Source organism: Streptomyces sp. NPDC087422 (genome assembly GCF_044744145.1).
GTDB lineage: Bacteria > Actinomycetota > Actinomycetes > Streptomycetales > Streptomycetaceae > Actinacidiphila.
In genome coordinates, this window is sequence record NZ_JBIUXT010000005.1 from 715777 (window position 1) to 728863 (window position 13087).

Consider the following 13087-nt stretch of genomic DNA (forward strand, 5'->3'; position numbering starts at 1 on the left):
GTGCCGCGTACCGGACCGGCTTTCGCTGTAGGGCTTACCGATCGAAGGAGTGAGGATTCCATGACCGAGCTGTCACGCCTTGCCCATGGCGTGCTGTTCCCCGCGCTGGGGCGCAAGACCGTGCCCCGGTGGGCCCGCGCCCGTGTCGAGGAGGGACTCGGCGGCTTCGTCCTGTTCGGCAAGGACATCGCCTCCGCCGAGCAGATCCGGCAGTTGACGTCCGACCTGCACGGCCTGCGTGAGCATGTGCTGCTGTCCGTCGACGAGGAGGGCGGTGACGTCAACCGGCTGGAGTCGTACGGGGGTACGTCGGTGCCCGGCAATCACGCGCTGGGGCGGCTGGACGATCCGGAGTCGACGCGTGAGGCGGCGTACCAGATCGGGCTGTCGCTGGTGGCGGCCGGCATCGACTGGGACCTGGCGCCCGCCGTCGACACCGCGGTCAATCCCCTGAGCCCGAACGGCATCCGCTGTTTCGGCGCGGACCGGACTCTGGTGGCCCGGCACGCCGCCGCGTGGGTGGAAGGTCTCCAGGCGGCGGGGGTGAGCGCGTGCGCCAAGCACTTCCCCGGCCACGGGCTGAGCTCCACCGACGCCCACCTGGGCACGCCCACCGTCGACCTCTCCCGCCAGGAGCTGGTCGACCACTATCTGGACCCGTTCCGAGCGGCGATCGCGGCGGGCGTCGACAGCATCATGGTCTCCCACGTGCTGCTGACGCAGCTCGACACGGTGCCCGCCACGATCAGCCCGGCGGTTCTGACGGGTCTGCTGCGCGGTGAGCTCGGGTACGACGGGGTCGTGATCACCGACGCGCTGGAGATGCGCGGCATCAGCGATGTGGCGGGGCTGCCGGAGGCATCGGTCCGGGCGATCGCGGCGGGCGCGGACGCGCTGTGCCTGGGCGCGTGGGCGTTCGGCGACGACGTGGACGCGGCAGCCGCGGCCCTGGTCGCGGCGGTCGAGGACGGCAGGCTCCCGGAGGAGCGGCTGCGCGAGGCCAACGCCCGTATCGCCAAGCTCGGCACGCGCCCCAGGGCGGCCGACGCCGTGCACGACGACGCGGTGGGCGCGCGGCTGGCGCGCGAGGTGGTCGAGGTCCACGGCGACCCGGTGCTGCGCGGCCGGAAGGTGATGGTGGTCCGGCTGGACCCGACGCATTCGCCCGCTCAGGGCGGTGCGTCGTGGGGGATCGCGGAGCCGTTGCGGGCGGCGGGTCTTGAGGTGGAGTCGGTGGCGGTGGCCGGTGACACGTACAACGCGGAGGGAGTGATCAGGGCCGAGATCGGCCTGTACCTGGACGAGTTCGGGTCGGACGCCGACGTCGTGCTGCTGGTCCGCAGCCCGCACCGCTTCCCCTGGCAGCGGCCGGTCCTGGACGAGGTCCTGGCCCGGTGGCCGGAGTGCGTCGTGGTCGACATGGGCGTGCCGGGCGACGACTTCGGCGGATTCCGCGGCTGGGTGCGGACGTTCGGCGCTTCCGGGGTGTGTGCGCGGGCAGCGGTGGACGTGCTGCTGGCGGCCGGGTGACCGGCGGCGGGCAGGTGCTGACCGGCGGGCGCTTCGTGCGGGCCGACGGCGGTGTGACACCGGGGTGGCTGCTGGTCCGCGGCGGTCTGATCCATGCCATGGGCGAGGGCGGTCCGCCCCCGGTGCCGGAGCCGGTGGTGGATCTGCGGGGGCGGCTGGTCGTGCCGGGGTTCGTCGATCCGCACTGTCACGGTGGGGCGGGCCGTTCGGTCTACACCGGCAACGCCGACGACGTACGGATCGCCGCGGCCGGGCACCTCGCCCGCGGCACCACGTCGATGCTCGCGTCGGTGGCCAGCCTCGCCCTGCCCGCGATGGAGGCGGCGGCGCGCGCGGTCGCCTCGGTCATCGACGACGGATCCGCGCCCAACGTGGTGGGCATCCATTTCGAGGGCCCGTTCCTGTCGCCGGGCCGCCGCGGCGCGCAGAGCCCGGACGCGCTGCGGGCGCCGGACCGTGCGGTGGTCGAGCGGCTGCTGACGGCGGCCGGGGGCCATGCGGTGTCGATGACGGTGGCTCCGGAGCTGCCCGGTGCGCTGGAGCTGATCAGGGAGTACGCCGGTCGTCTCGTGATCAGCCTCGGCCACACCGAAGCGTCCGCGGCGGTCTTCGCGCGGGCGGCCGGTGCGGGCGCCCGCTCGGTGACCCACCTGTTCAACGCGATGCCCCCGCTGGACCACCGGGAACCGGGCCCCGTCGCGGCGGCGCTCCTGGACCCCCGGCTGTCCTGCGAGCTGATCGTCGACGGCCACCACCTGGCCGACGACACGGTGCGCCTGGCCCACCGCACGGCAGGCGCCGACCGCCTGCTCCTGGTCAGCGACGCGATGCCGGCGGCGGGCATGGGCGACGGCACGTACCGTTTCGCGGACCGTGAGGTGACGGTGTCGGGAGGCGCGGCCCGGCTGTGCGGCACGGACACTCTCGCGGGTTCGACGCTCTTCGTGTCCCGCGCGTTCGGTCGCTCGGTCACTACGGTGGGTCTGCCGCTCGCGGACGCCGTACGCATGTCGTCCACCACCCCGGCCCGGCTGCTGGGCCTGTCCGACCGCGGTGCCCTGCGCCCGGGCCTGCGGGCGGACTTGGTCGAGCTGGACGCGTCCCTGTCCCCGTCCCGTGTCTGGCTGGGGGGCCGCCCGGTCCTGCCCGGCGGCGGCGCGGGCCGGTAGGGGAGTCCGGTGGGCGGGCGCCCGGTGCCGGTCCGGGTGCCCGCGTGCTGGGTCCGATGAGTTCGCCGTCGTCGAACGGTCTACCCAGCGACACGACCGTTCTCGACAGGAGTGCCATGTCCACCATCCAGCCCGTGATCGTGACCGCGAACCAGGACGTTCTGCTCGGCTTCTATACGCAGTTGTTCGGCGCTGCGGAGATCTTCCGGGAGCCGGCGGAAGGGCCGGCCTTCTACCTCGGCCTGCGCATCGGCGACACCGACCTCGGGCTGGTGGCCAAGGCGGACCCGGGTACGCCTGCGGCGCCGCGGATCCTGCTCAGCATCGGGGTCGCCGACGTCGAGGAGACGCTCGGGCGGGTGGAGGCGCTGGGCGGCTCGGTCCGCGGCGGCCCCACCGACATGCCGTGGGGACAACGTGTCGCCCACATCTCGGATCCTGACGGCAATCCGGTGAATCTCACCCAGCCGGTCCCGTCCTGCTGAGGCTGCTGTGGGGTGTGTTGTTGTGGTGGTGGTTGTCGTATTTGATTCGCGGTGGGTGGTGCTGTGTGCGGCGTCCCGTGGCTTCGTGATGTGGGGCGGTATCTGTGCGGGTCAGGGGGTGGGACGGCCGGTGAGTGTGTCAGAAAGCCGGGCGGTGCGGTCCGCCCTGCGCCGCCACGGCCCCGGGGCAGCATTCTCCTGAAGGAGAAAAGGGGCATGACAGCACTGATGTTCAAGGCCGCGTCGGCGGCGATCGGCGCGCTCGCTCCGGTGTGCGGGGCGTTCATCGTGGGCCCCACACGGAGCGCTTCCGCCGCGGGCTGCGGGAGTTGGGGCTGGGGCACCGGCGGCACGGCCGGGGACGTCGCGGGGGCCTCCACGCACGGGGAGGGATGCGCCCCGGGGCAGCGGCAGGGTCCAGATCGGCGTCACCGTCGAGGACGCCGAGGGCGAGGGCAAGGGGGCCTGCGCGCAGTTCCGCGCCACGTATGCCGACGGTGGGACCCGGGATGAGTGGGCGTACGTCGCGGGGGCCGGCCACACCCTGGACACGTCTTTCAGCTGTGCCTTCAGCGTGCGCAAGATCTGGGTCCGGGAGGGCCTGGGCAACAACGGTAAGTGCACCGGGATGGCCGGGGGCGTGCACATGGTCCGGCCCAAGTAGCAGGGGCCCGTTTCCCCGGTGGGCGCGGCAGCGTCGCCCGCCCGGATCTCACCGAATGCCAGGGGCCGGGCTCCGGGGCCTGGTCCTCGCCGCCGTCACCCCGTACGCCGACCGTGACCTCGTTGCCCGGCAGTTCGCCCGCGAGGAGGAGAGGCTCGGCCGCGACGGGTCGGGCCAGCGTCCCGGTCCGGCACCAGCGCTCCCAGGGCACCGCCTGCTTCGTGGCTTTCCGGCTCCGGCAGGATGGGGGCATGCTCATTGTGATCGGCGGACTCCCCGGCACCGGCAAGACCACCCTGGCCCGGCTGGCTGCGGCGCGCATCGGCGCGGTCCACCTGCGTATCGACACCATCGAACAGGCCATCGTCCGCTCGGGCCTGGCACAGCACCCCGTCGGACCGGCCGGCTACGTCATCGGATACGCCCTGGCCGAGGAACATCTCCGGCAAGGACTGACCGTGATCGCGGAATCCGTGAACCCCATGGCGGTCACCCGCGACAGCTGGCAGAGCGCGGGGACCCGGGCGGCCGTCCCCGTCGTCGAAGTGGAAGTCATCTGCTCGGACCCCGCCGAGCACCGCGAGCGCGTGACCACACGATCGATCGACATCCCCGACCTGCCCCTGCCCGACTGGCAGCAGGTCCTCAACCGCGACTACGAGCCGTGGAACCGGGAACACCTCGTCATCGACACCGCCGGACAGGACCCGCAGCAGTCACTCGCCCTGCTCCTTCACCATCTTGATCGCTCCGGCGGGATGCCAACCGAGGCCACCGAAGGCTGACGCACCGCGCTATGTCATGACTGGCTCTGGAGCAGGCTCTTACGGCGAGTGTGGGCCGGCGCAGGCCGGGCCCCCTGGGCTGTGGCTTGACTGGGATCAAGCTCCGGCGAGCCCGGAGGCGACAGTTCATGACACGCTAATTTTGGGGCATCCCAACAGCAGAGGAGAGCCCCGTGGGCAAGGTGGTCATGTACAGCTCGGTGTCGGTGGACGGCTTCGTCGCCGACGACAAAGACCAGCCCGGACCGCTGTTCGACTGGCTGTCCAGCGGTGACGTCCCGCTGGACAAGAGCGGCGTGCTGACGGTGTCGCAGGCGTCCTACGACTACATCCGGCCGTACTGGGACCAGATCGGAGTCACCGTCGTCGGCCGCCACGTCTTCGACCTGACGGACGGCTGGGACGGGAAGCCGCCGAGCGGGATCGACCACGTGGTCGTCGTGACCCACCGGCCGATGCCCGAGGGCTGGGACCCCGAGGCGCCCTTCCACTTCGTCGGCGGCGTCGAGGCAGCCGTGGCCAAGGCACAGGAGCTCGCGGGTGACCGCCTGGTCGAGGTCGCCGCCGGCGACGTCGGTGGCCAGGTGCTTGCCGCCGGCCTGGTCGACGAGGTCCGCATGGACGTCGTGCCCGTCGTGTTCGGCTCCGGCAAGCGCTACTTCGGTTCGGCCCCCACGCAGCACCTGTTGGAAGACCCTGACGTGGTAATCCAGGGCAACCGCGTCCTTCACCTGCGCTATCAGGTGCGCCGCTGACCGACCTAACCGGACTCCGCGAAGAAGTCCACCGCGATCGAACACACACAGGGCGCCCCCCTCGTGGCCAGACACAATGCGGTCCCCAATGCCGGGAGTTGACCTGCGGCGGTTCGAACCCCGCTGACGCGAACGACTCCCGGTCCAATTGTGTTGGCACGCGCCCGAGCTTCGGTGTCACAGGACAGCGGGGGCTACCAGCCTGGCCCGGCCCGCTCGGCGCCTCCAGGCACGGGCTCGTCTGGTCGGGCGCGGAGCTGGGCTTCCCGGGCGCCGGATTTGGGCTTCCCGGGCCCGAGCTCGGGCCCGGCTCGGTGTCGGGCCGGGGTGGTGGGGACTGGAGGCCTCTCGGCGGTAGCGTGCGGTCTGGTGTCCTTGGGCGCGTTGGGGGAGGGCCAGGCCGTTCAGAGCAACCGAGAACTTTATGCCGGGCTCAGTGCGGCTGTCCGGGCGTGTCGCGCTGGGGCAGGGACGTGGTGTTTGCTGTCAGGGGTGAGGAGTCCGTGGTCGCGGACGCCGTCGGTGCCGCGCGGCAGGTGCGTTACGACCGGTACGTCCGGGCCCCGGATGGTCCTCGGCGCGGCGGTTCTCGAGATAGGCAAAACGGTCGGCCGGTGCGTGGGTGCCGGCTGTCGCCTAGTCCGGCGTCTGCGGCTGATTCTCTCGGGAGGAGGGCCTGTCTGCCGTGCGGACGCGCGGCTTGTTCGGGCGAAGCGGTGGTTCGCGGGGTCCTCGTCCGGTGCGGTGTATCTGCTCCGGGATGCGTTGCGTGCCGAACTGGGTGTGCACGGTGCGCTGTCCGTCGAACGACTCGGGGCCAAGGCGGCGGTGCTGTCCGGTGCCCGCGTGGCTCTCCGGCAGGAACGACGGCGCCTCCAGGCCCGACAGTCCGAACTGGTGGGCCGGGGCCGGTATGCGCGCCCGGCCGCTGTCCGCTGTGTGGCCGTTGTACGTTTCTTGTCGGGTTCCGCACTACGGGGCGGGTGCCCTTTGCCGGCGGATCGTCTGCGGCTGTGCGCGGGTTGTTGGCCGGCGGGCTTGGGTGCCAGGGCGTGCTGGGCGTGGGTGCAGGTGTCGGACCACCCCCAGGGCCTCGTCGCGGTTCCTGAGGGTGTGGACGTCCTGCCGGGCGGCGTCGGCCACGCTGGCGATCTCCCCGCGGGGCGCAGGGGGAAGCGTGGTGGGTAGACCGTTTCGATGGTGCCGGAGCGGATCTTGCCGTCCACCGGGTTGACGTTGCTGCCGTGGAGGGTGACGGAGTCCTGCGGTGCGTCCTTCCCCGTGGTTTCCCGGGGGTTCGCCAGCGGTTTGGGGGTCAGGTGCGGGGGCATCCGGCCGCTATGGCCGATGAGACGACTGGAACACCCGCCGAAGACCACCTCCTCCTCAGTGTCGACACCAACGGTGACGGAAAACCCGACGTATGGATGACCGACACCACCGGTGACGGCAAGCCCGACCTCTATCAGTTCGACACGACCGGTGACGGCGCGGTGGACGTGACTATCGTTGAAGAGCCCGGTGCGGGGGAAGCGGGACGCACCGTCATCGAGGGCGACGGAGGTCACCCCGTTTCTTCCTGACTGTCGTGCCTGCCCCGCCCCTTGTGTGCGCGGGGGCGGGGCAGGCGGGTGTGATGCGGGTACGGGGCTGCCTTGCTCGACGCCTGGCCGGCCGGAGGTGGGAGGCCGGTGAATGTGCGGCCGGCCTGATGGGCCGCGACCCCAGCGGTCTGCGCCGCGCCCTTGCCGGGCTTGTCGTGTTTCTGCTGCCTCGCCGCCCTTGCCGGCCCGCGTGACCTGCTCCGTGCCCCGGCCCGCAGCATCGGGAATGCCGAGGCCCGGGGCGCGCGCCTGCTCACCTGGGATGCCGTGCCCGAGCCGGACTGCTGGCCTTGGCGGCACGGCCATCGCCGTTGGTGGTCTGGTCCGGCGGGGGCCGTCTGCTGCTGGGCGGAAACATCTACGGCGCCGGGCACGGCATGCTTGTCGTCCGCGCGCACTCCGAAGACCGTCGTGGTGCCGCCGGGCGCGGGAGACGGGCACCGGATGAGCGCTCTTGACGCCGGCCGGAGGGGTGCTGCCGGTATGCCGCGGTGAGTGTCTGCTCGTAGGCCGTCCGCAGCGGTTCGGAAGGTCCGGGGCGGTGGGGGTCCGGGCGGGAACTCCCGGGTGCGTCCCGCGGGGTTCTTTCGTGAGGGCGGCCCGGAGAGCGGGCAGGCTCCGGCGGCGTACCGGCTAGCCAGATGCATTCTTCAGCGTGCGGGTGCCGGCAGATCTGTGGTGGCGTTGTCGACCAGGGTGGCGAGTTGTCTGTCGCTGAGGGCGTAGGGGCCGGTGGGGCCGTGCCTGTATCTGAGGGTGATGTTGACGCCGTTGAAGCGCAGCCACGCTCACCGGGTCACGCACTCGTCCTGCTCCCGCTCACCGCATGTGAATTGCGCTTGGTCTGCGCCCTCGGAGCGTAAGCCGATATCGTACGGGCTGGCATTTACGTAAGCGTCCGGGGTCATTTTCTCTGGTGGGGATGAACGGAAGTCCCGTTATTTTGCTGTCGGCTCGGATGCGAACCCGTAGACCACTTCGGTGAAATCGTCTGGCCCCCGGTTCCAGGTTCGAGAAACCGATTCGTCGATCGCATAGTCACGTGCCGCGGTACCGCTCCAATTGCCGGGCCCGCGCAGTGCGGGCAAAAGCATGTCACGCCGCTGTCCGCTGTCGCCGCCGGCTGCCCTGTGGACAATGACCGCTGTGACCAGTACGGCAACTGCGACGGCTCCTGCCATGGCGGCCTCTCTTCGTGTGTTCACCGCCCGGCATATTTGATCTGATCGAACCCGGCGGTGGCGTTGATTCTCATGAAGTGCAAAAGCGATTTATCGAACTCCGTGAAGGTGAGTCCTGCTCCCGTTGCCGTCCCGCGGGTTCATGCCCAGATCGCTCACGGCCAGGTCTCCAGGGTCGGTGTGACCGGTTCCGGGGAGTTGCTGGCCTTCCTTCGGTGCCCGTCGGATGAACTCGGCACTGCGTCCGGCATAGCCGTAGTGGATATTCGACCAGATGTCGTGGAGAACCTCCCATTGCATTCCCGGAACTTGAGCCCGTGTCTGGCCACCCGTCATTTCCAAGACGGCTGGCTCATGATCCCGATCGCCTCCGGGGCGCGCTTCGGAAATCCGCGTCCTCCGTCTTCCGGGGGCGGTGGATGCAGAATCTGCTGTCGGGCAGGACGTGGCGGATGCGTCGTCCCAGCGTGTGAGGAGCTGCGCCAGATCCTGCGCGGCACCGTCCGGGGCGGCGATCTGCGGCTCCACCAGTGCTGTCGGCGGATTTTTCGGGAGCGGCAGGAGGACGGCCTGGAGGGCATCGGCTGGGTGGAGATCACACAGTCGCTTCAAGAGCCGCGGTCTCTCCCCGAAAGCAAGAGGCATCAGTGGCTTCAGTGGGGGACTTGCGGAAGTCGCGGATCCAGTGAGCGGCTCCGTAGCCGTTGAGGAAGACCGTTCGCTGTTGATGAAGCGCCGTTCGGCTGTCTCTTCGCCGGTGGGTTCGAGTGTGACGTCTGTGGGGAAGAGAGGGGCTTGGCCTCCCGCGAAGCTTGTCCGAGGCGGCGGCGTGCGGCGCCCGGGGCGATGCCCGGCAGGCTCAGGCGCTGAGATAGGGTGCCCCGCTGTCCGCGCAGTGAGTAGGAAATCGTGAACGACGTCAGCCGCGGTCTCGGGATCGGTGATGTTGACCCGTTCAACCGTGAGCATGTCGTCGGTGAACGCTGCGAGGAGGATATTGTCCGGTGCGTCTCTCGGTTGGCTGACCTGCATATGTTCACCCGCAGGCTCTCCGGCTGTCCACGTGTCCCCCTCCGCGCCTGCACGCGGGATCCTCACTGCCAGTTTCCGTCCCGGCCGATCGCCAGTTGTGCTTTCCCAGGGGTTGCTCCGGGCGTTGCCGCCGGTGGTGTGCGTGTTTGCGCAGGGGCTCTGGCCGACGGTCATCAGAGGATCAGGCTCAGCAATCCTGCTGCGGAAACCAGAGTGACGCCGGCCAGGATGAGGTTCACTGCGCGCCGCAGCATCTGAAATTTTGAGCTGATGATACGGGACAAGAAGACGATCGTCTCCGCCCGTCTCTCGACGGCCAGGTGGAGGCGCAACTCGTCGCTGTCCATTGCTCTCCACCGCGACCAGCCCAGCGAGGTACCCGAACGGTCAACTACGTTCGGGCGGACCGCTATGAGCAAGGTGACAGTGGCTAAGAGGAGGAAGCCCGCACCAACGGCTCCGGTGACGGTCACAGCAGTGGGCTGGCCACTGTCGAAGTTCGTCACGACGAAGCCCAGTACAACGCTGTTAATGGCAAGGAGAATGCTCGCCTTCGTCTCTCCGCGAGCTAGTTCGACGGCGGTGGTTCTGAGAGCCGAATCCAAGTTGCCCGACAACGGTTCCGAAACATCAAGCCCGGGTTGACCCATGAGTGCTCCTTCTGCCGCGTCTGATGACGCCTGTATACCCCTGACCGGTTCCGGGCGGCCCCCTTCGCAGCGGGTTCTCGACGGCGCACCGAGCCGTCCTGCACTGGCGCCTGCGAGAGTTCATCGATGTCCCCGGCCGTCTGTCAGCGACCCGGGTCGGCGCTGCCTGCGGGAGTCCGGGCGGCGTCGTGGTTCGGCCACGGCTGACGGCGGCACGCGCACCCTGGTGTTACAGGGGAGGGCGAGATCCGGGTGGGGGGCTTCTGTCCCGGGCTGTCGATCTTCTGTGTAGTTGCAACATCTGAAGCTTGCTGGCCTTGAGTGCTGAGGCTTGGGCTACAAGGCATTGGTATGGCAGTTGACTTGGGATGGTGTAGTTCTAGGCATCTGGCTGCCCAGGAAGCCGAGGCTCTGAGCTGCACTGCTGGAGTTTGACAGAGAATGTCGTGACTAAGGGCTGTCCCGTAATGATCTTGAGGTCGGTGAGGGCGTAGCGTGGCGCTGCATCGTCCCTTCTCTATCCGGTGAGGGTGAGATTGTGCAGACGGGCGATGCCGAGCATGGCGTGATGGACGCCGTCGCCCTTGAGGCGGCAATCACGAAGGATCTTCCAGCCCTTCATGCGTGCGAAGGTGTGCTCGACGCGGGCCCTGACCTGTTTGTGGGACCGGTTGTGTTCCTGCTTCCAGTCGGGAAGTTCCTCACCCTTGCGGCGGCGGTGCGGGATAACCAGACCAGTGCCCTGAGAGCCGCCGTCGGCAATCGTCATCGTCGTGCCGACGGCGGCCTTGGCCCCAGATTCCTCCCAGCCACGGGAGTTGTGACGGTGGCCGGGTACGGGCCGACCCGCCACGACGACCAGACAGGTGTCGGCATCGATGACCACCTGGTGGGCGGTGGAGTAGCGGTAGTTCTTCGATTGTTCGGCGATCGTGTGGTCGCGGGTGGGCACCAGGGTGCCGTCGACGATGAGGACGGCGTCCTTGCGGAACCTATTGCGTTGCTGGAGCGCGAGCATCGGGCCGAGGTGGTCGATGATCCGGTTCGCGGCCGACTTGGAGATGCCGAACAGCGGGGCCAGCTGGCGCATCGTCAGGTTCGTGCGCCAGTAGGCCGTGACCAGGAGGATGCGATCCTCCAGGGGAAGGCTCCACGGGCGCCCCCGCTGTGGCACTGCTTGTTGTTCGCGCCGTACCACGGTTACCGGCTTGCCGAAGCAGCGTGGGCTCAGCCCGGTGAACGGGCCTATCCAGGACGGCTCCGACGCCGTGATCACACCAGCCACACCAGGACCGTAGAGGTGGCCCCGTATATCGCCGCCCGACTGCGACCCTCGCCTTGGACTTTCTGGGGTCGTACGGTTGCCCCCGGCACCTTAAAGCTTGTGCTTTAACCAACGGTCAGATCGCAGCTTGCCCCCAACCCCGTTCGGTGCTGTACCGCCGACGGTAGGTTGGCTTCTGTCAGCACTGGCTGATCGAAGTAGCAGCGTAAAGGGGGCTGGTGTGTCCCACGAGATGGACATCCAGGTCGGGACTGACGTGCTGATCACCGGGGGACCGTTCACAGACTTCACGAGCTCTGTCGTGGCTGTTGACCATGTTCGTGGCCGTGTCGAGTTGACCGTGGACATCTTCGGCGACGTGACCAGGATCGATATCCCCTTGTCGGATGTCGTGAGGGTCGCCTGATCTTGCTCCTCAGGGTCTGATCCGGTCGCGTTCGCTGATGGTTTCGGGGCGTCGGATGGTTTTGCCCACGTCGTAGCGGGTGGCGGGTCGCTGGTTCTTCGAGCCGAGTGGCCTGCCGGGGCCGGGCCTGGTGGGTTTCGGCGCACGGGCCGGGCAGGGCAGCGCCTGGCGGAGGTTTCTGAACCCCCGGCGGACCCGGGCCGGGGTGAGCCTGTTTGGTTTCACCGGTCGTTCCCAAGGGCGGCGAATGTCCTCGGCGAGTGGCCGGGTGAGACGGAGCTGGGTGTGCGCGACGATGATCAACCAGGTCCAGCGGTCCGCTGCTTCGGGGGTGCGGAGCTTCGGCCGGGTCCAGCCGAGCGTCTGCTTGATCATGCGAAACGTGTGTTCCAGATCGAAGCGCCGCAGGAATGCCTGCCAGCGCAGATCGACGTCGGCGCCGGTTAGGCCGGTGGCGGAGGACCACAGCCACAGCGGCAGCGGATCTCCGCCGCCGGGCAGGTGGTCGACTTCAAGGCGGATCAACGTCCCTTCGATGATGGGGAGTTCGCCGTCGTGGTCGATCCAGGCGGAGCGGGTGGTGAGCCGGGGGTGGAGGCGGTCCCAGGCCATTGCCTTCGCGGTGCCGTAGCGGTCGGTGACCTGGACGGTCGCCGTGTCCGGCTCACCCCAGGTCTCGGGCTTGGCGAAGCGGAACTCCTTGCCGTGCTTGGGTAGCCGCCCGCCCTTCGGGTGGGCCCGGTAGAACTCCTCCCACGAGGGCGCCGGGCGGCGCATCACCCGGTCCGACCGGGTCCGGCCCAGGACCTCGACGGGCAGTCCGTCGAGCAGGTAGGCGATGCGCGGAGCGTCGTAGCCGGCGTCGAAGACGACCAGGATGTCCGGATCGCCTTCGCGCCAGCGGCCGGCGGTGATCAGGTCCTCGACGACACGGCGGACCTGGACGGCGGTGACCTCGGCGACGTCGTCCTCGGGGCCGAGCCGCAGCGCGTCCAGCAGCTGGCACCAAGACGTGCGGCCCGCCTCCAGCGCGGCGCCGAACGAGTACGGCCAGCCGGGGATCATCAAGTGCTGGTCGCGGCCGCGGCCGAAGGTGTGGCAGAACAGCCTGTCCACGCTGCACCCGGCGTCCGGCCGCAGCCAGTTGCTCACGTCCACGGCCAGGACGAGCCGGTCGTCGGCGGCCTTCGGCTGGGACAGCGCAGCCAGCGTCCGCCGTAGCCGAACCGCGTCGAGACGGCCACGGTTGAGCGCGCCGTACATAGCACCGTGCCCACGGCGATGCTCAGCCACCAGTGTCAGGTCCACCGGTGCCGTCACCGGCCCGTCCGCACACAACAACGCGTCCGCGAGCTCGAACAGTGCGTCACGCCGCGCGGTCAGACACGCGAAGAACTCCTCCCGGAAGTGCGACGCTTCAGCAAACGGCTCCCGCTGGACATCGTGGTGCAGCAGACTCACCCTCGCGGCCTTGGCGTGATCAACAGCGTCTCGACAACGCACATGATCACACCAAGGCCGCACTGCTGTCGTCCCGGCCC

10 protein-coding genes are annotated in these 13087 nt (G+C 69.2%); 7 read left to right on the forward strand and 3 right to left on the reverse strand.

What is annotated here, in order from left to right; all coding sequences use genetic code 11:
• Positions 1-60 precede the first annotated feature (60 nt).
• From ACIO6U_RS20260 to ACIO6U_RS20285, 6 genes are all read left to right on the forward strand, one after another.
• Positions 61-1530, forward strand: coding sequence for a glycoside hydrolase family 3 protein (locus ACIO6U_RS20260; protein WP_401720880.1), 1470 nt, complete (start codon positions 61-63; stop codon positions 1528-1530).
• A complete protein-coding gene (gene nagA / locus ACIO6U_RS20265) occupies positions 1527-2699 on the forward strand; it encodes an N-acetylglucosamine-6-phosphate deacetylase (protein WP_401720883.1) in 1173 nt (390 codons plus the stop codon). The genes ACIO6U_RS20260 and nagA overlap by 4 nt, the downstream gene beginning before the upstream one ends.
• Positions 2700-2815: 116 nt before the next feature.
• Complete coding sequence (locus tag ACIO6U_RS20270) at positions 2816-3184, forward strand: VOC family protein (RefSeq protein ID WP_401720885.1); 369 nt, start codon at positions 2816-2818, stop codon at positions 3182-3184.
• 915 nt (positions 3185-4099) lie between these two features.
• A complete protein-coding gene (locus ACIO6U_RS20275) occupies positions 4100-4633 on the forward strand; it encodes an AAA family ATPase (protein ID WP_401720888.1) in 534 nt (177 codons plus the stop codon).
• Positions 4634-4806: 173 nt separating this feature from the next.
• Positions 4807-5388, forward strand: a complete 582-nt coding sequence (locus ACIO6U_RS20280; protein WP_391051722.1) for a dihydrofolate reductase family protein — start codon at positions 4807-4809, stop codon at positions 5386-5388.
• A 1340-nt stretch (positions 5389-6728) separates the two neighbouring features.
• The gene (locus ACIO6U_RS20285; RefSeq protein WP_355343450.1) at positions 6729-6971 is read left to right on the forward strand and encodes a hypothetical protein; all 243 of its coding nucleotides are present in this window, start codon (positions 6729-6731) and stop codon (positions 6969-6971) included.
• 2407 nt (positions 6972-9378) lie between these two features.
• Here ACIO6U_RS20285 and ACIO6U_RS20290 read toward each other — a convergent pair.
• Together ACIO6U_RS20290 and ACIO6U_RS20295 are read right to left on the reverse strand one after the other, a co-directional pair.
• Positions 9379-9855 carry a Pycsar system effector family protein gene (locus ACIO6U_RS20290; RefSeq protein WP_391051717.1) on the reverse strand — a complete coding sequence of 159 codons (477 nt, stop codon included), beginning with the start codon at positions 9853-9855 and terminating at the stop codon, positions 9379-9381.
• A gap of 517 nt (positions 9856-10372) precedes the next feature.
• Entirely contained in the window at positions 10373-11140 is a 768-nt protein-coding gene (locus ACIO6U_RS20295; RefSeq protein ID WP_401720892.1) for a transposase, read from the reverse strand.
• A gap of 220 nt (positions 11141-11360) precedes the next feature.
• On the opposite strand from ACIO6U_RS20295, the gene ACIO6U_RS20300 reads away from it, so the two are divergent.
• Positions 11361-11546 (forward strand): transcription termination/antitermination protein NusG, encoded by a 186-nt coding sequence (locus tag ACIO6U_RS20300; protein WP_391051714.1) that lies wholly within the window; start codon positions 11361-11363, stop codon positions 11544-11546.
• A gap of 9 nt (positions 11547-11555) precedes the next feature.
• On the opposite strand, the gene ACIO6U_RS20305 is transcribed toward ACIO6U_RS20300, so the two are convergent.
• Entirely contained in the window at positions 11556-13007 is a 1452-nt protein-coding gene (locus ACIO6U_RS20305) for an NF041680 family putative transposase (RefSeq protein ID WP_401720895.1), read from the reverse strand.
• Positions 13008-13087 lie beyond the last annotated feature (80 nt).